The following is a 21,568-nucleotide window of genomic DNA, read 5'->3' on the forward strand; positions in this document are numbered from 1 at the left end:
GGTTAACCCGTCCTGCGCAACCACCGGCTGATTTCCGCGCCCACTTCGGCCGGCAGGGCCTCGCGAAATTGCACGTGGCCCGACTCGAAGGAGGCCACCACATGGCCGTCGCGAAGGGCCAAGGCGTTCGTGGCCTTGGCTCCGATCCGATCCGCCGATGTCACCACGCCTTCCAGATTGAGCGGATCCGAGCCAGCAACGACGAGGTAATCCGTGGCCGGCTCGCTATCGCGGGCGCTGCGCAGCCGCTGGACGGAATTCTCGGCGGCGTATTGCTCACCACCGACCCCGGAGACGAACCGGCCGCCGCGAATCTCGCCGCGCGCTTCCAGGCGCCGCAGGACCGGCACCAACTGTCCCCATGTGGGGGCCGCGGCCTCGCGGGTGAGCAGGTCACGGAACAACACGCCCCACCGCCGCAGGAGTTGCGTCACCCACTGCTTGAGCCACTCGTCTCCGTCGATCGCCGGCATAGTCCCCGGAAACAGCGACCAGCGCCCCGCGCTCGCCAGGCGGCTTGCACCGGCGGAATGCTGAGCCTGCCGCTCGCGGCGACGACGCCGCGTGCCGCGCGATTGTGTCGCCAAGACACGCAGCGGCGCGAATCCGTCGGCCGTGAGCATTCCAAGTTGCGCCAGTTCCAATAAGGCTTCGTCCAAGTGCGTCGGCAACAAGTCGGCGACAGCCAGCAAGTCGTGATAGAAAAGAGCGCCGCGCGTTTGCAAAGCTTCGAGCACCGCGCGGGCGTTGCTGCTGACCGGCGCGGTCGCTGCTTCGCGATCGGGGGGCAATAGCCAAGGCAAATCATTGCGCAACACGAGCGACAGCGGTACCGCACGCGTCAAACGGCTGCGGCTGGCACGGCCGTTTTCCTCGGGCCGGAAGGGGCGCAAACGACCCCAGGTCAGTTCCCCCGAGAAGGCGAGCTGATCGAGCCAGGCCGGATCGTAATCCTTGATGCGCAACGGCAGGATGCGTCGTTCCCAGACGCCCGCCGCCATTTCGAAACCTTGCAACTGGCGAATCACCTCGCGCACGCCCGCCGGGCCAGTCAGGCGATGGTCGGGCGTCAGGTGTTGATGCTCGGCCAGAAATCGCAGAAATACTGGCGGCTCGACCGGTTCGATTTGCCGGCGCAGCCGATCGAGCGTCAGGCGATGAATCCGCGCGAGCAGCCGGCGATCGCACCATTCGATGGGCGGCGTCGCCTGCGAATCCTGCGGTGTGAACAAGTCGTCCCCCTGACGCGCTCTCGCGCCGGGCGGCGTGTAGCGGCCGCGCATCGCCATTCCCTCGGCCTCGAGCGCCATCAGGGCCGCCTCGACGCGACCGACATCCAAACCCAACTCGTGCGCCATGCGCACGGCCGTCACCGGTCCCGCGATCTGCAGCCGTCCGCGCAGGAGGTTCACTAGCGCTTCGGACGATTCCCACTGCTGGCGTACTGACGAAGGTAGCCCCGGCTTGCGCTCGATTTCGGCCGCGGGGAGCGCCGCGGCAACCAGCGGCCAATTCTCCGTCGCCAGCCACAGGGGAGGCCGATCGGGTATTCGAGCGCGCGTCGCCCGGCCCGCGGTTTGGAGCTCTGCGAACAGGCCGGTCCAGGCCAAGCCTTCCTGCTCGAGCAGGACGCCTTGGGCGATGAGCGCGTCGTGCAATTCATCGGCATCGCGCACCAGGGGTCGGGCCTCTTCGCGCACTTGCGCAATGGCGTCGGGATCGAGCCAGCCCAGGTCGCGCACGGCGGCGATGTCGAGTGTGCGCCGCACCGAGACGGCGCGTGTGCGCCGTTCTTCCAAGGGCGCGCCGTCGAGGAACGCATAGGGATTAGCGTTGATGATCTGGTGCGAAAACGGCGATGGCTCGCGCGTGTCGGCCGGCACCAGCTCGACGTCGCCGCCGGCGATGCCGCGCAGCACGTCCAGCCAGCCGTCGATGTCCATCGCTTCGTGCAGGCAGTCGTGAACGGTCTGGTTCACAAGCGGATGGTCGGGAATTTCCACGTCGCCCGAATGATTTTCCAGGCAGCCGACCGTTTGCGGAAAGACCGACGCCAGCAGATCGTCGGAGCGATGGCGCTGCAGGTAGGGGGGCACCTTCTTGCCGCCGCGATAGCGGAGGATGGCGAGTGCCCGCGTGGCGTTCCAGCGCCAGCGCGTCTGGAACAAGGGCGCCGCCAAGAGAGCCTGTTCCAACAGCGGCTGGCCATTCTGCGGATTCAGCATCTTAAAGAGCGCATCGACGGGGAAGCTGTGCTGCGGTCCCATCGACAACAGCACGCCGTCGTCGGTGGCGCTGGCTTGCAGCTCGAAATCGAAGCTGCGGCAAAAACGCTTCCGCATCGCCAGGCCCCAGGCGCGATTGATCCGCGCGCCCAAAGGGGCATGAATCACGAGTTGGCTGCCCCCCGATTCGTCGAAGAACCGCTCGAAGACGATCTGCCGCTGCGTGGGAATGGCGGGAATGGCGGCTTTTTGCGCTGCGACATAGCGGGCAGCTTGCGCGGCCGCCCAATCGTCGGCGCCACACTCGGCCACCAGCCAGGCGGCCGCTTGCGAGAGATCGACGTCGTCGCGGGGCGGGCCCCCTTCGACCGATGACTCGTGGGGCCGGCCCGGTGGAATCTCGATGCGCGAGGCGATTTCGCTGCGCAGTGCCGCGACTTCGGCAGACAACTCGCGCGTGCGGCCAGGCGCTTCGCCCAGCCAGAAAGGGACCGTGGCCGGCGCGCCTTGCGCGTCTTGCACCACGACTTCACCGCCGCGCACATAACGAATGCGCCACGACATGTTGCCGAGCTGGAAAACGTCGCCGGCCTGACTTTCGATTGCGAAGTCTTCGTTCAGCGTGCCGACGAAAGTGCCGTCCTCCTCGGTGACAACGCGATAGTCGGCCACCTCGGGAATGGCGCCGCCGGAAGTGATCGCGGCGATGCGCGCCCCGCGCCGCGCCCGCAGCCGGCCGTTGATCCGATCGCGGTGCAAGTGAGCGCCGCGGCCCGTTTTGGGATCGGCCCCCTGCGCGACCAGTTCCACGGCCGCTTCGAAATTCTCGCGGCTCAATTCGCGGAATGGCCAAGCCCGGCGGCACAGCGCATACAGCTCGCTTTCATCCCATTCATCGGCGGCCACGGCGGCCACGATTTGCTGGGCCAAGATATCGAGCGGCGCGGCGGGAATTTCGATCGCATCCAGACGCCCACGCCGCACCGAGCGAATAACCGCCAGGCATTCGAGCAACTCATCGCGCGAGAGCGGAAACAGCCGTCCCTTGGGCACCAGGCCCAGCGAATGCCCCGACCGACCCACGCGCTGCAAAAACGTGGCAATCGAGCGCGGCGAGCCGAGCTGGCACACCAGGTCGAGGTAACCGACGTCGATCCCCATTTCGAGCGAGGCCGTGGCGACGATGGCTTTCAATTGGCCCGTCTTCAAACGCTCTTCGGCCGAGAAACGCATCGCGCGCGACATGCTGCCGTGATGCCCGGCCACGGCGTCTTCGCCCAACAGTTCGATCAAATGATGCGACACGCGTTCGGCCAGCCGGCGCGTGTTGACGAAGATCAGCGTGCTGCGATGCGTGGTGATGAGCTGCGTCAGGCGCTCATACACCTCGCCCCAGCATTCGTGCGAGCAGACGGCGGCCAGCTCGCTGGGCGGAACTTCGATCGCCAGGTCCAGCTCGCGCTGGTGACCGACGTCGACGATCGTGCAGGCGGGCGGGTTTTCTGGATCCGGCCCGGCGCCGACGAGAAATCGGGCCACGTCTTCGATCGGCCGCTGGGTCGCCGACAGGCCGATCCTGGTCGGCCGCACGCCGGTCAGGTCGACCAGACGCTCGAGCGACAACGCCAGATGGCTGCCCCGCTTGTCGCGCGCCAGGGCATGAATTTCGTCGACAATCACGGTCCGCACGCCGCGCAGCATCTCGCGGCCGCGGACGCTGGTGAGCAGTAGGTACAGCGACTCGGGCGTGGTCACCAGGATATGTGGCGGGTGGCGCAACATGGCCTGACGCTCGGTGGCCGGCGTATCGCCGGTGCGCACCGCAGCACGAATCGGCGGCGCGCGGTGGCCGGCCTCAATCGCGGCGGCCCGGATCTCGGCCAGCGGCACTTCCAGGTTGCGATGAATGTCGTTCGACAGGGCCTTCAGCGGCGAGACGTACACGACCTGGGTTTCATTGGCCAGTTCGCCGGCCATCCCCTGCCGGAACAGGCGGTCCAGGCACCACAGAAACGCGGCGAGCGTCTTGCCCGAGCCGGTTGGTGCCGCGATCAGCGTGTGGTGCCCGCTAGCGATGCTGCGCCAGCCGCGTCGCTGTGGCTCGGTGGGGGTGCCGATGCGGTCGCGGAACCAGCGTTCGATGATCGGATGGAATAGCGCCGTGGCGTCGTCAGCCGCCGCGGCGAAAAGTTCGGTCGTGGCCACGAGAGCCAGCCTCCCGGGTAATCAGAGCGGTCGAGCGCATCGAATGACGCGACAACTCATCTTACCGGGAATGGAGTGCGGCACGAAGCACGGGCGCCGGGATGCACGCCGGGGCCGACTCTGATGGACGGTCGGCCGATCTTGCGTCGCTGGACACAGCCGCCAGCGGGGCGGAACGAGGCACGAAGGGCACACGCCGGACCGGAGCCGCTCAGAAACCGCGTCGTCCAGGGCCACCGCCACCGCCGGTCATGGGAATGCCACGCTGCACCATGCGGTTGGCCATCATCCGGCCGTATTCGGCACGCTGCGTCTGTCGTGCCGCGGATGAATTATCGAGAGCCGAGCGGCGCTGTTGACCGCGGTCTCCACCGCCGCCGTTTCCGCCGCGACCACCACCTTGGCCGCCGTTGTTTCCGTTGTTGTTGCCCGCTGTGCCACTGGCCTGCTGCTTAGCTCGTTCGGCGTCGCGTTCCTTCCGTTTCTTTTCCCATTCCTTGCGCCGTTTGAGCATCTCGTCGATGTCCTTGTCGAGCGCCTTCGTCTGGTCCTTCTTCGACATGGCGAAGAACTCGTTCATCTTCTCCTGCTCGCGTTTTCGCCATCCGTCATTGCCACGATCGAATTGTTGCCGGACCTGCCGCCGCTGTTCGTCGGAAAGCTGGTCCATGGCCTCGCGCATCTGTCCGAAGAGTTTCCCACGATCTTCGCGCGAGAGATCCTCGTTGCGCAACTGCTGTCCCAGGTCCATGACCAGGGCTACCTTCGGATCGGTGCGAAAGGCGTAGTAGGCTCCCGCTCCCCCGGCCAGAAGCAGCGTAAGCGCCGCGGCGAGGATCCATTTCTTGCCGTTCATATTCGTTCCCCTGTCGAGCAGGCAAAAGTGTCAATTTGCCACGTGGCCGTCGATGTAGAGAAAGTTTCGCGAGCCGACCGTACCAGGCGCCGCGTGGAACGGCGCGAAGTCGAAAACGATCCAGATGGTGCTCGAGTCGCGATTCTTGACGATTTCCTCGCGCCGCTTCGGAAGTTGCTGCTTCGGATCCCAGACGATTGGCGAATTGTACTCATAGCTCATCGTCTCCAGCTCGAAGAACGTCAAACCATCTCCGAGATTTGGACTGAAGCGGTCTTTGGTGGGATCGAAGCTCTGCGTGTCCTCGCCGTCGGTCGAGGTCTGCAGCGCCGTCCCCTCATCGACATAAGCGGTTTCGGCCTGCACGTCGTCAGGACACTGGAACGAGTTGGCCTGGTTTTCGATGTATTGCCCGAGCGTCACACGCAGTGTGGGACGACGCACCAGTTTCGGTTGTGGCGCCGGCGGGTCAGGCGGCACGCTCAGCATCTGGCAGCAATCCGGATACCGGCCGAATGCGCCTTGCGCGTCGACGTACATCTGCAACGCCAGACCGATCTGGTGCAGATTATTCTTGCACTGGGTCTTGCGGGCTGTCGCGCGCACGTATTGCACGGCCGGCAACAGCATGCCGACCAGGATGCCGATGATGGCGATCACGACCAGCAACTCGACGAGAGTAAACGCTCGGTGCTGCCGCGGCGCACCGGCGGTCCGTTGATTCTGAATTCGGAGGTCCATACTTGCCCTTCCGCGAATCGAGTCGATTGGGACCCGAGGAGGTTCTCCTTAAGCTTTATTAACCCCGGCCCGCCCGGCAGGTGTCGGGCATTCCGTCGTACCCGGGGAAACGTGCCAATGCCAGCGATGCCTTGGTCGAACGACGTTCTACCCGCCGAATCGCAACCATCGCGAATGTGCCTGGCCTCATGCCGCAAGTCTTCCCCGGGCAAGGGTTTGCTTGCCGATGGTCTACATACTAAACTGCCCGGCGCCCGCGTGTCATCCTCAGTATCTCGGGCTCAGGATTTCTGGCTTCTCGGGAAAGGCAAACGACCTATGAAGGCTATCCGTTGCAAGGCCTGGTGTCAGCCGGCCGACCTGGCGCTCGAAGACGTCCCCCGCCCGGAGCCCCGCCAGGGTGAAGTGCTGATCAAAGTACACACGGCGGCTCTGAATTTCCCCGACGTGCTGATGATCCAGGGGCTGTACCAGGTAAAGCCTCCGTTGCCGTTCACGCCCGGTTTTGAATTGGCCGGCACGGTCGAGGCCGTGGGCCCAGCAGTCACCGATTTCGCGCCTGGTACGCGGGTGCTGGCACAGTGCGACCTTGGCGCGTTCGCCGAATTTGCCCTGGCGCCAGCGCACTCGGTACGGCCGGTGCCAGCGGGGTTGAATGACGACGAGGCGGCCGCGTTTCCGCTGGTTTATCAAACGTCGTATTTTGGTCTGATTTATCGGGGCCAGTTGGCGCCCGGCGAATCGGTTCTTGTCCATTCGGCCGCCGGCGGCGTGGGGCTAGCTGCGGTGCAGATCGCCCGCGCTTTCGGCGCCGGCAAGATCATCGGCACCGTGGGATCGGACGATAAGCGCGACGCCGTGCTGGCAGCCGGCGCCGACGTGGCGCTCAACTACCAGGCCGAAAACTTCGTCGACGCGGTGAAGGAGGCCACCGGCGGCCGCGGCGCCGACGTCATTTATGATCCGGTCGGCGGTGACGTCTCGGAGCAGAGCACACGGTGCATCGCCTTCGAAGGGCGGCTGGTGATCATCGGCTTTACCAGCGGCAAGTTTCCCACGTTCAAGGGAAATCACATCCTGGTGAAGAACTACAGCGTGGTCGGACTCCACTGGGGCTTCTACCGGCAGATGAATCCGGCAAAGATCGAGCAGGGCTGGCGTGACCTGATGAACCTTTTCGAGACGGGCAAGCTCAAGCCCGTTATCGCGGCGCGCTATCCCGTGGCGCAAGTGGCCCAGGCGATGAACCATCTGACGTCGCGCCGCGCGATCGGCAAGATCGTTTTGCACTGGTGAGCATCCAAGTAAGGGGGGAGCCTATGCCCAAGCACATCGAGAAGCCCACGATCATCAAGGCGGCCGGCAATAAGCCGAAGGTGATCGAAGAGTTCATCGGGCGCGTGAATTCGCAAACGGCCGAGGTGAGCATCGCGCGGATGAACAGCCCCGGCGGCTGGCTCGAACCGGGGCAGACGCCCGAGTTCGACGAATACAGCATCGTGCTGCGCGGCATGCTACGTGCCCAAACCAAAACCGGCACGATCGACGCTCGCGCCGGCCAGGCCATCGGCATTCCACGGGGCCAGTGGGTGCAGTACAGCACGCCCGAGGCCGAAGGAGCCGAATACATCGCCGTGTGCGCGCCGGCCTTCTCGCCTGCGACCGTGCATCGCGATGAGGAACGTCGATGACCGGCTCGCGGCCGACGGACGGTATGGAGGAATTCAACCGCCGCGTCGACTTTGGACGCACCTCGGCTGATTACGCGCGGTACCGCGCCGGCTTTCCACAGGAATTCTTCGACCGGCTGCGCCGCTTCGACATCGGTTTGCCGGGGCAGCGGCTGCTCGACCTGGGTGCGGGCACCGGCGCGATCGCCCGCGCCATGGCTGCCGCCGGGTGCCACGCGACGGCGCTCGATCCCGCGCGGCCTCAATTGCAAGAAGCGCGGCGTCTGGCCGAAGATGCCGGGCTCGCGCTTGAGACAATCGTCGCCAAGGCCGAGGGAGTGCCGCTAGTGGACGCGACATTCGACGTCGTCACGGCCGGGCAGTGCTGGCACTGGTTTGATCGAGCTAGGGTGGCCGCCGAGGTGCGTCGCCTGCTGGTGGACGGCGGCGCACTGGTGATTGCTCACTTCGACTGGCTGCCGTTGCCGGGCAATGTGGTCGAGGCCACCGAGCGGCTGATCGAGCGCTACAACCCGGCTTGGCATTTCGGCGGCGCCACCGGCTTTTACCCACAGTGGGTGCCGGGGCTGACGGCGGCGGGCTTTACCGACTTGGAAACGTTTTCCTTCGACCAGGAAGTGCCCTATAGTCACGAGGCGTGGCGCGGCCGCACGCGCGCGAACGCTGGCGTGGCGGCATCGCTGTCGGCCGCGGATGTGTCGCGCTTCGACCAGGATTTGGCGCAGTTGCTGGCCGAGCGTTTTCCGACCGACCCGATGGCCGTACCGCATCGCGTGTTTGCCATTATCGCTCGCTCGCGCGCCGTCGACCGGCGCGTTTAGTTGCACGAACCATTCGTCGTTGCGAGGTACTTAACATGTCCGATGCATCGACCGCACCGACAACGAATGTACCGCCACCCGCGAAAAAGCCGGGCACCGTTCGCCTTCTTGGCCGGGGCCTGTTAGCGGCGATTTTGCTGATCGCGGCGTACTTGCTTTTCTGGCCGTCGCCGATCGATCCTGTTCCGTACGAGCCGCCGCCGATTCCGCCCTTGGTGGGCGCACTGGCGCCGAATGAAGAGCTCGCTTCGGCAGAATTGATCGCCGTCGGCAAAGTGGACGGGCCTGAGGATGTCGAAGTAGACGCCCAGGGGCGCATCGTCACTGGCCTGGCTGATGGACGCATCGTGCGTGTCGATCCTGACGGCACGGTAAACACGCTCGTCAACACCGACGGGCGCCCGGTCGGTATTGCTACCGCGCCGGACGGCAATCTGATCGTGGCCGACGCCGTGAAGGGGCTATTGTCGATCACTCCCGAGGGCGAAGTGACGCTACTCGCGAATGGGGCGGGCAACGAACCCTTGGGCTTTGCCGACGATGTGACCGTGGCTCGCGACGGCACGATTTACTTTTCCGATGCGAGCACGAAGTTCGGTCCCAACGAGTATCTGTACGACATGCTCGAAGGCCGGCCGCATGGCCGGCTGGTGCGCTACGACCCCTCGACGAAAACTACCACGGTGCTCTTGCCGGATATGTGCTTTGCCAACGGCGTGGCGCTGTCGCAAAACGAAGATTTTCTGGTCGTCAACGAAACGTATCGATTTCGCATTCTGCGTTATTGGTTGAAAGGGGAGCGCGCCGGCGAGTGGGATGTGTTCGCCGACAATCTGCCTGGTTACCCGGACAACATCACGCAGAGCGGTCACGGCACGTTCTGGCTGGCACTTTTCACTGTGCGCAATGAGCAGGCCGATTGGCTGTCGCCGCGCCCGTTCGTCAAGAGCGTGATGGCGAAGTTGCCGGCGCTGCTGTGGCCAAAACCGCAGCCGTACGCCTTCGTCGTCCAACTCGACGAGGGTGGAAAGTTCATCAATAGCCTGCAAGACCCCACGGGTCAGCACTTGCGCGAGGTGACGAGTGCCTTCGAACGCGACGGATATCTTTACCTAGGCAGCCTGCACAACGACCGCATCGGCAGGTACAAACTGCCCGGAGAAGCTGCGACAACGCCATGAGCCGCACCGAATCGCAATTCGAGCTTGCGCGTAATTATCTGGCCGGTGGCGTCTCGGCGTCGACACGCGTCAATCGCGCCCTGGGCCGGCCGATGTATTTCGACCGCGCCGCCGGCTGCCGCCTGTGGGATCTCGACGGCCGCGAGTATATCGACCTGTGTACCAGCCACGGCGCCGCGCTCTTGGGCCATGCTCATCCCGAAGTGCTCGAAGCCGTGCAAGGCGCGATCGCTCGCGGCGCGCCGTGCTCGTACGAAAATGAAACGCATGCACTGCTGGCGCGCGAGCTGTGCGAAGCGATTTCGTGTTGCGACCGGGTGCGCTTTACCGGCTCGGGCAGCGAAGCCACGATGCACTGCCTGCGGCTGGCCCGCGCGTTTACGGGGCGCACGAAGCTTTTGAAGTTCGAGGGAAATTTTCACGGCTATCACGATCAGGTGATGTTTGCCCTGTCGGCCCCGCCCGATGGTCCCGGCCCCGTGACGCATCCCACGGTCGCTCCGGCTTCGACCGGCATGGTGCCGGCGCTTGCCGAGCAACTGGTCGTCGTGCCGTTCAATCGGCCCGACCTGCTGGAACAGGCTTTTGCGCTGCACGGCCACGAATTGGCCGCGGCGATCTGTGAACCAATCTACTACAACGCTGGCTGTATTCTGCCGGCGCCCGAGTTCATGACGGCGCTGCGACGCCTGACGCAAAAGCACGGCGCACTTTTGGTTTTCGACGAAGTCTTGTGCGCGTTCCGCATGGGCCCGGGCGGCGCCCAAGAATACTTGGGCGTGACGCCTGACTTATGCACGTTGGGCAAGGCCATCGGCGGCGGCTTTCCCTTGAGCGCGTTTGGCGGGCGGCACGACATCATGCGCCGCCTGATGCCCGAGGGGGATTGCCAGCACAGCGGCACGTACAACGGCCACGTGGTGCCGGTCGCGGCTGGCCTGGCGGCGGTGCGTGCTTATCGCCGGCCGGGCTTTTACGACCATATCAATGCCGTGGCCGGGAAGTTGTACGCCGGACTCGCAGGCCTGTTCCAGCGGCACAAGATTGCGGCGCGCGTGCAAGGATTGGGCGCGCGGTTCGGCATCTATTTCGGCATCACGCACGAAGTGCGCGATTGGCGCGACACGCTGGCCCACGATCGCGCGAAAATGTTGCGCTTCATCGCGGCCTCGATCGGCGAAGGCGTCTACTTCCACGACTACGGCGGCGCCGCGTGCCATCACGGCTTCTGCTCGGCCATGACCGTGGCCGACGTCGACGAGGCGCTCGCCCGGCTCGATCGGGCGCTTGCGCGCGTGGCGCACGAAGCTTGAGAAAGGGCGTCCCAGCATGCGCGTCGCCATCGGCCAACTCTGGCAAGAGACGAACACGTTCAATCCGCTGCCCACGACGCGGCAGGATTTCGAAGATTTTGGCGTGGTTCGCGGCTCGCAGATCATCGAACGGTTTCACGACACGAACGAGCTGGGCGGGTTCATCCAATCGCTGCGCGCGTGGCCCGAGCGGCCGGAAATCGTCGGCCTCGTTCGCTTGCCGGCCTGGCCCAGCGGCCGGGCTACGGCGGAAACGTTCCGCTGGCTGCGTGATGAGATTGTGTCGTCGCTGCGCGCGGCACTGCCCGTCGATGCCGTTTTGCTTGCGCTGCACGGCGCCATGGTTGCCGACGAGCATCCCGACGTCGAAGGTGAAGTGCTGGCGGCCTTGCGCGAAGTGTTGGGGCCGACGGTGCCGCTCGTGGCGACGCTCGATCTGCACACGAACATCACCGAGCGGATGGTCGCTTCGGCCGATGCGCTGGTGCTGTATCACACGGCGCCGCATATCGATGTCTTCGAAACCGGTCAGCGCGCGGCACGGTTACTGCGCCGCATGCTTGTTGATCGCGCGCGGCCGGTGACCGCGTGGCAAAAAATTCCCGCCGTGGTACCGGCCGAGCGGGCAAACACCGAAGACCCATCCAGCGTCAGCTACGGGCTGAAGGCGCGGCTCGTCGAGCTGGAGAATCGACCGGGAATTCTTGCCGCCGGCCTGGCCACGGTGCAGCCATGGCTCGGTATTCCGGAGCTGGGCACGGCCGTGATCGTCGTTGCCGACGGCGATGCGCCTCTCGCCGTCGAGGCGTGCCGCGAGATCAGCGACCAGTTCTGGCGGCAGCGCAGAGAATACTTGCCGACGCTTGTGCCGGTGGCCGCGGCGGTACGCCGCGCGCACGAGAACGATATTGGCTTGACTGTGATCTCCGATGCGGCCGACGCCACCACCAGCGGCGCCACGGGAGACAGCACGTGGCTTCTGGACGAGTTCTTGAAATTCGACTGGCAGCGGCCGGCGCTTGTGACACTCGTCGCACCCGACGTTGTCGCCGAGGCTGAGCAATTGGGCATCGGCGCCGAGTTTCATGGCGAGGTCGGCGGTAGACGTGACCATCGGTTCTCGAAGCCTATCACGCTCACAGCGCGCGTCGAGCGCCTGTTCGATGCCCGGTTTATTCTCTCGGGGCATCTGGCGCGCAACCTGCCGATCGATATGGGGCGGTCGGCGGTGCTGCGCTGTGGCAACGTGTTCGTGGTGGTCACGAGCCGCAGCGGGCCGCATTTCGCGCCGCAATTGTTCGAAGCGGCTGGGCTCGATCCCTTTGCGGCGCAGGTGCTGGTCGCGAAAAGCCCTTGCGGCTTTCGGGCTGCGTATGCGTCGGTGGCGTGCGAGATCATGGTCGTTGCCGCCCCGGGTTGCGCGCCGCCAGATTTCTGGAATTACGACTATGCGCAAATCCCGCGGCCGCTATGGCCCTGGGACAAGATCGACGACTGGCGCTGCTCGCCGCAGGTTTTTGGCCCGAGGCTTCCGGCGCCCAAAGGCCCCTAGGCTCGTATCGCGGACGACGTTATCTTGACGGCGGGTTGGTTTCCGTGGGTTCGTCATCTCACTTGCAGTTTTAGGAGGCTCTTATGGCCCGCCTTTACTACGGAATCGTTCTGTCGCTGGGCGTGATCGCCGCAACAACCATCGGCTGCTCGAAGCCTGCCGCGCCGGCCAAGCCGACGAGCGAGGCGCAAACGATGGCCCCGGCCGAGGACAATGAAGAGGCCGCGATCACGAAGGCGATGGCCGAACTGCCCGAGGCCGAACGCGCGGTCGCCATGGCGCAAAAGACTTGCCCCGTGGGTGACTCACCGCTCGGTTCGATGGGCATGCCGTACAAGGTGACCGTCAAAGGCCGCGACGTGTACCTGTGCTGCGAGGGATGCAAGGAATCGATCGAGAAGGATCCCGATAAGTACCTGGCCAAGATCGATCAGCAAGCTGAGGCGCGCGCGGACAAGTAACGAAGCCTCGGGCCTGCCGCCATTTGCGGCTGATGGTCTAATTCGTCTCGGCCAGCAGCTCCTCGATGGCGCTGTCGAGCTTGGCGTCGCGCACGTCGAAGTAGCGGATCGTGCCCTCGCGGTCGATGACCCACACCGTGGGCCAGTGCTGCACGTCGTAGGCGATCTGGACCGGTCCGCGGCGCGTCTGTGACCGGTCCCGCCAGTGACGCCACGACATCTCCTTCGCGGCCACGGTCTCGCGCGCTGTTTCCAGCTCGTCGCCGCAGTTCACGCCGACGATCGCGAACGGCTTGTCGTGGTACCGCTCGAAGAGCTCCTTTTCGTGCGGGACCATCCTCATGCACGGTCCGCACCACGAGCCCCAAAAGACGACCACCGTCACCTTGCCGCGATAATCCGAGAGCTTCATCGGCACGCCGTTCATGTCTTCGCCCGATATCTCGGGGGCGGGCATGCCGGGCTTCAGGTTCGGCACATTCGCCAGGCGAATCAATTCCCAATCGGCGCGGGTGCCAAGCGTAATGTCGTCGTCGACGCACGACGTATCGCGATAGTCGTTCGCGACCGTTTCGTAATATTCGCGTGCCTGGGCGATCAATGGGGCGCGCTGTTCATCGGTTAAGGTCTCGCCATAGGGAAAGGCCTTGTGGCGGTAATATTCGCCTAGGGCCAGTTTCGCCCGGCCACTTGCCAGTGGATCGGGATTACCATCCGCAACCGCCAGCAGAATCTTTTCGGCCCACGGCTCGCGGGTACGATATTCCAGGTGTGGGCAGAGCTTGGCCATCCGCGGATCTTGCAAGTGCTTTTCCATCACCGTCGGCAGCAACTTCTGATGGATCGGGTAACGCAGCTCGCCCACCATCACCAGGATTCCGTCGAGGAATTCCGGCGCGTCTTGATTGGCCGCGAGCAAGACAACCAACCGGTCATCGAGTGCCTTCACGTCCGCTCGGAAGGTTTCGTTCGATTTCGTGACTTTCTCCCGGTCTTGCTTGGCCTCGTGCAACTCGTCCATGAATCGCGTATGACGGTCGGCGTGGGCCTGGGAAATGGCCTTGATCTCCTCGGCCAGCGGCAGGGCAGCGCCAAGCTCGACGCCCCCGTCCTTCGCTGGTTCATCGGCGAACGAAAGCCCTGGCCCGAGAAAGACCAGCGGGACCAGCGCAACGAAGGCGCTTAAGAGACGACGCGATGCCATGACGCTCTCCTTCGATGAGGACACGCGCAGGATTGGTCGTAAACGTGACGCTTTGCCGAACTGATCATCGGCCGGTAGCGAATGCTCAGCCCAAGACCGAAAGGCTCGGCAGTGGCGGCTGCTCGCGGCGCGCTGCCACCAGGTTCTTGGTCAGGTTGTAATAGAGGGCCTGCAGAAAAGGCGCACAAGTCTCGTCGCTGAAATTGCCGGCGATGCGTCCCTCGTCGCCGCGGACGCGGATTTGGATATTGATCGGTACTTCGCCCAGGAACGGAATATCGAGCTCGACGGCTTTCTTCTTCGCTCCACCCGAGCCAAAGATGTCGTAACGCTTGCCATTATCGGGGCAGATGAAGTAGCTCATATTCTCGACCATGCCCAGGATCGGGATGTTCACCTTACGAAACATGGCGATCGCTTTCACGGCGTCCAGGAGCGCCACGTCCTGGGGCGTGCAAACCACGACCGCGCCGGAAAGCGGCAGCAGTTGCGACAAGGTCAGTGCGATATCACCGGTGCCCGGCGGCATGTCGATGATCAGGTAATCGAGATCGCCCCAAGCCGTATCGCGCAAGAATTGCGTGATGGCGCCGTGCAGCATCGGTCCGCGCCATACCACGGCCTCGCCCGGCGGCACGACAAAGCCCATCGAGATCACCTTCAATCCGTCGGCCTCGATCGGCTGGATCTTCTGGTCGATAATTTCGGGCCGGCGGTTGACGCCGATCAGGTGCGGGATGCTGGGGCCATAGACATCGGCGTCCATCAGTCCGACTTTCGCGCCGGCCTTGCTCAATCCATAGGCCAGCGAGGCAGCGATGGTGCTTTTGCCGACGCCTCCTTTGCCCGAGCCGACAGCGATCACGGCCTTGGCCGCGAGACCAATTTCGCCGAGCTTTTCCGCCGGCCGATTGTGTTCGACGATCTTTATTGTCACATCGGTTAGCTCGGGCAGCCGTCGCCGCAGCAGTTCAGCGCAGTCGGTCCGGCACGCTTCCCACAAAGGGGCCGCGAAGGTCGTCAGCCCCAGCGTCAGCGATGCGGTGCTGCCATCGACACGCACGTCGTGTACCTGGTCCATCTCGGTGACGGGCCGGCCGGTCTCCGGATCTTGGAATTCGGCCAGGATGCGAAGAACGTCAGCGGCAGAAGGCAAAGCGGCAGGCATGGCTGCTCCAGGCAGGGAACGGGCAGGACAACGGTCCGAACGACGCGGCGAGTCGGCAACCTGGACAAGGGTTCGATCCCGTCGCCGCCGTGCCTCACTTCCAAGGTAGCGTAGCCCAGGCACTTTCGGCAGCCCCTAGGTCGGGCTGCGGCAAACTGCCCCAATGCCGCCGGGCGATCAAGAGGAACTCATCCAGGTGCCGCGGCGACGTGACGAACCCGGCCGCTCCCAATTCGCGAGCCAGCCCTTCGTGGTCCGCCATCTCGCGCGCCGCCAAGACGACGATTCGTGCCCCGGAAAACTGCTCGGCCACGGTGCGAATCAGGGCCAACGCCCGATCGGCATTTGCTGCAGTGAGCTCGATACCGACGAGCGCCCGGGACTCCCGAGCCAGGGCCGCCAGGCAATCGTCGGGGGTGCGCGTTTCGATCAACCGGTAGTCCAGGCCCGCCACCAGCGGCCGCGCGAAGTCGCTCTCTTGTCGTTCGGCCGGATCCGACCGACCCCGTCCCAAGGCCAGACGCAGGGGTACAACCCAGTCCGTGCTTCGCCCGAAAATGATGAAACTGCTGCGCGCCGGCATCGAATGTGTCCTCGGTGCCATGATAGTCCGGCGCCGTTTGCCGCCAACCGAACGCGGTGAAAATCGACGCCGGGACCAGCGACTCGCTATCCGCGCTCGCGATCGTCGGGCACCCCCCCCCGAACCGCAACCTGGGGGCTTTGCCTGTTTTCGTCGAGCCGGCAAACATTCGCTGGCAAACCAGTTCAGCTAGCGAGTTTGCGAAATCTACAGCTAAAGACTGCCAACGTTTATGAACAAACCTTATACTAATGAACGTAGACTTTACGGAACCGTGGCGTCTACTCACTTCTGCGGAACGCGGGCAAAAAGGGTCGCTCGCAGATCAATCGTTCTGAGCGACGGGACTCGTGACCAGCGACACCAAGAGCGTCTTCCAGCAAGCGGCCCTGGCCAGCGGCCTGCTTACGCAGGACGAGCTGCGTGAGGCGCTCGATCTCTTGTCGTGCGCCATGCCCGGCGAACCGTCCGACGAGCAGCTCGCCAACAAGCTCGTCGAGTTGAATCGACTGAATCGCTGGCAAGCCGAACAGCTTCGCCTGGGCCAGAAGAAATTCAATCTCGGCGACTATCACATCATCGACTCGATCGGCCAAGGCGGTATGGGCCAGGTCTTCAAGGCCGAGCATGCGATGATGGGACGCATCGTCGCCGTGAAGGTTCTGCCCCGCGCCAAAAGCACGCCCGAGGCCGTCGCCAGTTTCTTTCGCGAAATGCGCGCTCAAGCGCAGCTCGACCATCAGAACCTGGTCCGCGCCTACCACGCCGGACACGACGGTAACGTCTACTTCCTGGTGACCGAATACGTACCGGGCACCGACCTGCGCCGCTTGATCCGCCGCCGCAGCAAACTCAGCATGTGTACCGCCGCCGTGATCGTGACGCAGGGCGCGCGCGGCCTGGCGCACGCGCACAGCCGCGGGCTGATTCATCGCGACGTGAAGCCGGGCAACTTGCTGGTTACGCCCGACGCGGTCACGAAAGTATCGGACCTGGGGCTGGCCGATTACTTCAGCGATGAAGTGCCGGCCGACGCCAAGGGGGGCAAGATCGTCGGCACGGCCGATTACCTGTCCCCTGAACAGATCACGATGCCCGACCGCCTCACGGCCGCTAGCGACGTCTATTCGCTCGGTTGCACGTTGTACTACGCGGTCACGGGCAAGGTGCCTTTCCCGGGCGGCACCACGCGCGACAAGGCGCGGGCCCACTGCCAGTTGCCGCCGATCGACCCGCGCCGCTTCAATCCCGAATTGGCAGACGACTTCGTGGAAGTTATCGCCGACATGATGGCCAAGCGCGTGGAAGAACGCATTCAAACGGCCGACGAGGTTGCCGAGCGGCTACAGCCCTGGGCGGGCGATATCGATGCCGCGGCGATCGAGATTCGTTCCTCGGAACCGCTCCCTCCGCCCGTGGCGCCGCCACCACGCGCGCGGCCGATCCCGATTCAAATGCGCGACACCGAGACGAATTTTCTGATGCAGCCGATCTCGGAATCGGGACCGGTGGAGAGTCCCAGCCAGACCTCGGTGGGCACAACACCGGCCGTGGCGCTGGACCAGGACACGATCCGCATGCTGCGCCCCGACCCGCTTCGACCGCGCAGCGATCTGAGCACGCTTCCTCCCTGGCTGCGTTGGTTGATGATCGTGGCCGTCGTCGGCGCCGTGGCGGCGATCGCCGCCGTGGTCATCAGCAACATGCTCGCGCAGTAGCCGGCGTGCTAGGTACCATCCTGCGCGGGAGCCGCCGCTTGAGCCGTGGTATCCTCGCCCACCTCGCGTTCCAGACGTTCGACTTGCCGCGCGTCGAGGTAGCGGTTGATGACTGTTTGCGTGTCGTCGAACAGCTTGTCGATCTGCCGCTGGGTGCGTGGGTCGTTCGACGTGCGCCGCTGGCGCTCGACCAGGAGCTCGCGGGTGAAATCTTGCTGCGAGCGCAGTCGGCGCAGCTCGTTCAACAGCTCGCGCGCCTGATCCGTCTTGCCCGCCTTCAATCGCGAGCGAATGCGCGAGATCAGCGCTTGCCGGCGAGCGATCTGATCGACGAGCTCTTCTTGAAAACCGTTGATTACGCCCTCGACCTGCAAGCGCAAGTGATCGTCGGGCACTTGCGCCAGCGCCACCGGCTGCAGGCCGGGCAGTACTGGCAGCCGTGCCATGATCACCCCGCCGCTCTTGACCAACAGCACGCGTACACCGCCGTCGCCGGGCTCGATCACCAGGTCGCCACGCACGTCGGTCGAGCCGAGAAGCAGCGTCTCCTTCGAATCGACCGGGTGCGAGTAGACCTGGTAGCCTGACAATGGGCGTTCCTGCTTGTCGGCCGTGCGCAGCTGCAACGTCGTCGTGCCGTGGGGAGGATGAACGTACAGGGCCAATTGTTCGGCCCGTCCGCGCCGCTTGTTCACGAGCGGTGTTCGCAGCCCGGTGACCAGCCGCGTCGCCAGCCGCGAACCCTCGACCGATTCGGTGACCAGGTAGGTCCAGTCGATCGGCTGGACGCGCGTCGAGCGCGTGGACCGCACGCGCACGACCGGGCGAAAGATACTCTTGTCGAACGAGGGATCCACGGCCGGATCGCGCGTCGGCACCGCGGCCGCGCGCAGTCGGAGCGTCACTTTGTCGCCCGATACTTCCTCGACGCGGGCCAGCGGCGTGAACGCTGCCAGGAGCGCTTGGAGAATCGCGTCCGGCAGCCGCGACGCGTGAAAGACGCGACTTTCGACTGCGGGGCCGAGAAGCTGTGTGCGCACGTCAAAATCGCGGGCCGCGATGCCGTAAACGCCGTCGTCGAACGACAGACGCACGAGCATGATCTTGTCGCAATCGCCGTCGGCGGCAGGCAAGATCTTTTCGGCTGTGAGGTCATCGAATTGATAGTTGAGGGCTTCGCGCAAAGCGCCATCAGCCATCTCGGCCTTACACGCCCAACGCCCGCCGACGATCGCCCAAGCCCGTTCGGCGACCGCCGGCGCCAGGTCCGAGACGACATGCCCCGTGGCAAAAGCTCGCGGTGTCGGCCCGATGACGACGCGCACCTGGTAGGGAAGCAGTTCCCAGATCGCGTCGTCGTTGTCGGTGCCCTTGGTGTCTGCGCCCGTGGCGGAAGCAGTTATGCCGGTCAGCAGTACCGCCAGTATCACGCCGGTCCATTGGCAGGCTGTGAGCGAATCCTTGCGGCGCTTCATGGTTCCTCCGCAGGCAAAGGAACCGAGGGCTGCCACTTTTCGACGCCTTGGTACAAGCTGGCCGGTCGCGGCGTGATGCCGGCGAGCGATTTCTGGTAGGCAAAGTGCTCCGTGATTTGCCAGAGCGGCACGACCGACACTTCGTCATACGTCAGGCGATGCAAATCGTGCAGCGCCTGGCGGGCTTCGTTCCAACCCGTCGCCGTTTCCACCTGCCGCAGGACAAGGCTCATGTAAGTGCTGGCGCTACCGAGCAGCCCGGGCTGACCAAACAACCGGCGGGCTTCGACCAGCGGTTCCTGCACGGCCAGCTCGACGTACAACAGGTCGTCGGTCGGGGCCAATTCGTTCGGCTGGCCGAGGGGAATCTCGCGCAGCTCGACCTTGAAATTGAGAATCTCCAGATCTTGCTGAATGGCCTTGCAGGCGAGTCGCGCGACATCGTCGGCGGGATGAGCCAACACGAGCTTGGGCAACTCCTTGACGTGTTCGCTGCCGGGTTCGGCATTCATCGAGACATCGCGCAGCGCTACCGCTGACAAAGTCAAGGCGAGGCGTGGCTCGTACGGGCGTGGCGGAATGTCGTCGTCGTAGGCATAGCCCGCCGGGTCGCTGAGCCCGGTTCCCTTTGAGAATGGGGCACTTATGACTTCACACCCGGCCAGCGTCTGCCGCTTGAGAATTTGCTCGGACAGAATCTTCGGCCGGTTGATGCCGTATACCAGCGCGCGGCGGAACCCGCGATTCCGCATGAAAGGCCGCGCCAGGTTGGGCACCAGGCAGTGAACCGTGGGCACGCTATAGGGCTCGACCGCGATACCGACGGCCGACTTGAGCGCGCCCACTTGCCAGGGAGGCAGCCGATCGACGATCGTGACTTCGCCCACGCGCAAGGCCTCGACGGCCTCGAGCCGCGTCGCGAAGCGCTGTTCGATGATGCCTTGCGGTTGCGCGGGACCGCGGGCGAAGTAATCCTTGTCGAGTCGAAACATCAAACGGTCCCCGGAAACCTCTGGGCGCGTGTAGGGGACGATCGACGGAGGAATTCCGCTTTCGGCATTCGTGGGTGCGACCGTTAACAGGGCGGCGGGAACCAGGTGCGGCTCGCGAAAATGGACCGTGACCCGATCCACGCCCGACACTTCCACGCTACGACAGGCTTCGGCCCAGGCGGGCAAGAAGTCGCTGCGGCCCGGTTGCGCCAGTTCGAGCAGCCGCCGCGCCAGGTCGTAGCCTGACAATTTGCCGTCGCGCAGCCAGGCGATGCCCGGCGTCACGTTGATGGCCATGCCGCGGCCCAGGTCCGTGATCTCCCAACTTCCCAGCGGGCAAACGTACTCGCCGCCGTCGGCTCCGTAACCGGTGAACTCGAACAAGTCGCGCTGCAGAATGCGTTGCGTACGGCGGACCGACCAATCGGTGATGGGCTCGGTAAGTTGTTGCGAATAAGGGGTGGTGACGGCCACGACGACGTGTGGGAATGCGGCAAACGCCTCTTCGGCCAATTGCTTCGCGCCGTCGGCCTTGGGCCAGATGGCCATCGCATGCCGCGCAAGCGCCAGTCCCTGTTGGGCATCGCCGGCGTCGAGCGCCACGCGCCCTTCGTTGACGACTTTGACGGCGCGCTCGTTCATCTGCGCCTCGAAACCGGCGGCGGCCGTGCCCGAGGGAAACTGTTTGCGCAGTGCGCGCACCAGTTTGCGTACCGACGAGTAGTCCTCTTCGGCAAAATACTTTTCCAGCAGCTTGCCAGTGGCACTTGCCATCGCTTTTTCGAGGCCTGGCCGTTGAGGCTGACGCTCGTACAGCGAGTGCAACAGGACGAGCGCGTTTTCGTACTTGCGTTTGCGCTGCCAATCGCCGGCTTCCGCGTACAGAAAGTCGGCGACCGCGTCGTCCAAGCCAACGCACTTCGGATATTCGTGCCGCAGGAAGCCGAAGTAATCGAAGGCTTCGTTGAACTTCCCAGCCGCGACAAGCTTCTTGGCCTCGTCCAATACGGCCTGGTCGAACAGCTTCACCTCGACGATGTCCTGCCACTGGATGTCGTATTCCTCGTCCGGATCGTCGAAGCGGCGGATTCGCAGCTTGTCAGTCGGCTTGGGCGCGGCAGGGACCTTTCCGCCCGGCAGTTCCAGCGGCAGCACTTTCAGTCGCGTTCTCGTCGAATCGTCGAGAACGATGACATCGTACGGTTCTTGCTCGTAAAACCGGGCGGGCGGGGCGGTTGGTTTTTCTTCTTCATCCTTGGCGAGTGCGCCGGTCGCAGGCGCGCACCACGCCGTGACAAGCGCGCACAACAGCACGAGCCACGTGCGGATCGTGACGTGCGACTTCCCATCGGCTTGTCGTGCGCAGCGCTTCAAGCCAAACC

At 64.4% G+C, this 21,568-nt stretch carries 16 protein-coding genes; 8 read left to right on the forward strand and 8 right to left on the reverse strand.

Annotation, left to right across the window (positions count from 1 at the left end; translation table 11 throughout):
- Window positions 1–2: 2 nt before the first annotated feature.
- The 3 genes from VHD36_21775 to VHD36_21785 all read right to left on the reverse strand — a co-directional run bounded on the left by VHD36_21775 (window position 3) and on the right by VHD36_21785 (window position 6,027).
- Window positions 3–4,430 (reverse strand): DEAD/DEAH box helicase, encoded by a 4,428-nt coding sequence (locus tag VHD36_21775; protein HVU89976.1) that lies wholly within the window; start codon window positions 4,428–4,430, stop codon window positions 3–5.
- A gap of 211 nt (window positions 4,431–4,641) precedes the next feature.
- On the reverse strand, window positions 4,642–5,286 hold the full coding sequence (locus tag VHD36_21780; protein ID HVU89977.1) for a hypothetical protein: 645 nt from the start codon (window positions 5,284–5,286) through the stop codon (window positions 4,642–4,644).
- A 30-nt stretch (window positions 5,287–5,316) separates the two neighbouring features.
- Window positions 5,317–6,027: a type II secretion system protein gene (locus VHD36_21785; GenBank protein ID HVU89978.1), complete on the reverse strand. Its 711-nt coding sequence runs from the start codon at window positions 6,025–6,027 to the stop codon at window positions 5,317–5,319.
- Window positions 6,028–6,345: 318 nt separating this feature from the next.
- Here VHD36_21785 and VHD36_21790 point away from each other — a divergent pair, with 318 nt between their 5' ends.
- The 7 genes from VHD36_21790 to VHD36_21820 all read left to right on the forward strand — a co-directional run bounded on the left by VHD36_21790 (window position 6,346) and on the right by VHD36_21820 (window position 13,046).
- On the forward strand, window positions 6,346–7,323 hold the full coding sequence (locus VHD36_21790) for an NADPH:quinone oxidoreductase family protein (protein ID HVU89979.1): 978 nt from the start codon (window positions 6,346–6,348) through the stop codon (window positions 7,321–7,323).
- Between the two features lie 23 nt (window positions 7,324–7,346).
- Complete coding sequence (locus VHD36_21795; GenBank protein HVU89980.1) at window positions 7,347–7,718, forward strand: hypothetical protein; 372 nt, start codon at window positions 7,347–7,349, stop codon at window positions 7,716–7,718.
- Window positions 7,715–8,539, forward strand: coding sequence for a methyltransferase domain-containing protein (locus VHD36_21800; GenBank protein HVU89981.1), 825 nt, complete (start codon window positions 7,715–7,717; stop codon window positions 8,537–8,539). The genes VHD36_21795 and VHD36_21800 overlap by 4 nt, the downstream gene beginning before the upstream one ends.
- 35 nt (window positions 8,540–8,574) lie before the next feature.
- The gene (locus tag VHD36_21805) at window positions 8,575–9,720 is read left to right on the forward strand and encodes an SMP-30/gluconolactonase/LRE family protein (protein ID HVU89982.1); all 1,146 of its coding nucleotides are present in this window, start codon (window positions 8,575–8,577) and stop codon (window positions 9,718–9,720) included.
- The gene (locus VHD36_21810; protein HVU89983.1) at window positions 9,717–11,033 is read left to right on the forward strand and encodes an aminotransferase class III-fold pyridoxal phosphate-dependent enzyme; all 1,317 of its coding nucleotides are present in this window, start codon (window positions 9,717–9,719) and stop codon (window positions 11,031–11,033) included. Before VHD36_21805 ends, VHD36_21810 begins: the two co-directional genes overlap by 4 nt.
- A 16-nt stretch (window positions 11,034–11,049) precedes the next feature.
- Window positions 11,050–12,585, forward strand: a complete 1,536-nt coding sequence (locus VHD36_21815) for a M81 family metallopeptidase (protein ID HVU89984.1) — start codon at window positions 11,050–11,052, stop codon at window positions 12,583–12,585.
- A gap of 83 nt (window positions 12,586–12,668) precedes the next feature.
- Complete coding sequence (locus VHD36_21820) at window positions 12,669–13,046, forward strand: hypothetical protein (protein HVU89985.1); 378 nt, start codon at window positions 12,669–12,671, stop codon at window positions 13,044–13,046.
- A 37-nt stretch (window positions 13,047–13,083) separates the two neighbouring features.
- Here the strand turns inward: VHD36_21820 and VHD36_21825 are convergent, their stop codons facing one another.
- The 3 genes from VHD36_21825 to VHD36_21835 all read right to left on the reverse strand — a co-directional run bounded on the left by VHD36_21825 (window position 13,084) and on the right by VHD36_21835 (window position 16,022).
- A complete protein-coding gene (locus VHD36_21825) occupies window positions 13,084–14,250 on the reverse strand; it encodes a TlpA disulfide reductase family protein (protein ID HVU89986.1) in 1,167 nt (388 codons plus the stop codon).
- A gap of 85 nt (window positions 14,251–14,335) precedes the next feature.
- Window positions 14,336–15,418: an Mrp/NBP35 family ATP-binding protein gene (locus VHD36_21830; GenBank protein ID HVU89987.1), complete on the reverse strand. Its 1,083-nt coding sequence runs from the start codon at window positions 15,416–15,418 to the stop codon at window positions 14,336–14,338.
- Between the two features lie 94 nt (window positions 15,419–15,512).
- The gene (locus VHD36_21835) at window positions 15,513–16,022 is read right to left on the reverse strand and encodes a hypothetical protein (GenBank protein HVU89988.1); all 510 of its coding nucleotides are present in this window, start codon (window positions 16,020–16,022) and stop codon (window positions 15,513–15,515) included.
- 329 nt (window positions 16,023–16,351) lie between these two features.
- Here VHD36_21835 and VHD36_21840 point away from each other — a divergent pair, with 329 nt between their 5' ends.
- Entirely contained in the window at window positions 16,352–17,719 is a 1,368-nt protein-coding gene (locus tag VHD36_21840; GenBank protein ID HVU89989.1) for a serine/threonine-protein kinase, read from the forward strand.
- An 8-nt stretch (window positions 17,720–17,727) separates the two neighbouring features.
- On the opposite strand, the gene VHD36_21845 is transcribed toward VHD36_21840, so the two are convergent.
- Window positions 17,728–19,194, reverse strand: coding sequence for a hypothetical protein (locus VHD36_21845; GenBank protein ID HVU89990.1), 1,467 nt, complete (start codon window positions 19,192–19,194; stop codon window positions 17,728–17,730).
- Window positions 19,191–21,560 (reverse strand): ABC transporter substrate-binding protein, encoded by a 2,370-nt coding sequence (locus VHD36_21850; GenBank protein HVU89991.1) that lies wholly within the window; start codon window positions 21,558–21,560, stop codon window positions 19,191–19,193. Before VHD36_21850 ends, VHD36_21845 begins: the two co-directional genes overlap by 4 nt.
- Window positions 21,561–21,568: the final 8 nt, after the last annotated feature.

The sequence above is a fragment of the Pirellulales bacterium genome (genome assembly GCA_035546535.1).
Classification (GTDB): Bacteria; Planctomycetota; Planctomycetia; order Pirellulales; family JACPPG01; genus JACPPG01.

What these genes read in the sequence shown, in the direction of transcription:
- VHD36_21835 (HVU89988.1), bottom strand. Translation starts at nt 16,022, where the DNA reads ATGGCACCGAGGACACATTCGATGCCGGCGCGCAGCAGTTTCATCATT.
- VHD36_21820 (HVU89985.1), top strand. Translation starts at nt 12,669, where the DNA reads ATGGCCCGCCTTTACTACGGAATCGTTCTGTCGCTGGGCGTGATCGCC.
- VHD36_21795 (HVU89980.1), top strand. Translation starts at nt 7,347, where the DNA reads ATGCCCAAGCACATCGAGAAGCCCACGATCATCAAGGCGGCCGGCAAT.
- VHD36_21785 (HVU89978.1), bottom strand. Translation starts at nt 6,027, where the DNA reads ATGGACCTCCGAATTCAGAATCAACGGACCGCCGGTGCGCCGCGGCAG.
- VHD36_21805 (HVU89982.1), top strand. Translation starts at nt 8,575, where the DNA reads ATGTCCGATGCATCGACCGCACCGACAACGAATGTACCGCCACCCGCG.
- VHD36_21810 (HVU89983.1), top strand. Translation starts at nt 9,717, where the DNA reads ATGAGCCGCACCGAATCGCAATTCGAGCTTGCGCGTAATTATCTGGCC.
- VHD36_21800 (HVU89981.1), top strand. Translation starts at nt 7,715, where the DNA reads ATGACCGGCTCGCGGCCGACGGACGGTATGGAGGAATTCAACCGCCGC.
- VHD36_21830 (HVU89987.1), bottom strand. Translation starts at nt 15,418, where the DNA reads ATGCCTGCCGCTTTGCCTTCTGCCGCTGACGTTCTTCGCATCCTGGCC.
- VHD36_21825 (HVU89986.1), bottom strand. Translation starts at nt 14,250, where the DNA reads ATGGCATCGCGTCGTCTCTTAAGCGCCTTCGTTGCGCTGGTCCCGCTG.
- VHD36_21845 (HVU89990.1), bottom strand. Translation starts at nt 19,194, where the DNA reads ATGAAGCGCCGCAAGGATTCGCTCACAGCCTGCCAATGGACCGGCGTG.
- VHD36_21790 (HVU89979.1), top strand. Translation starts at nt 6,346, where the DNA reads ATGAAGGCTATCCGTTGCAAGGCCTGGTGTCAGCCGGCCGACCTGGCG.
- VHD36_21780 (HVU89977.1), bottom strand. Translation starts at nt 5,286, where the DNA reads ATGAACGGCAAGAAATGGATCCTCGCCGCGGCGCTTACGCTGCTTCTG.
- VHD36_21815 (HVU89984.1), top strand. Translation starts at nt 11,050, where the DNA reads ATGCGCGTCGCCATCGGCCAACTCTGGCAAGAGACGAACACGTTCAAT.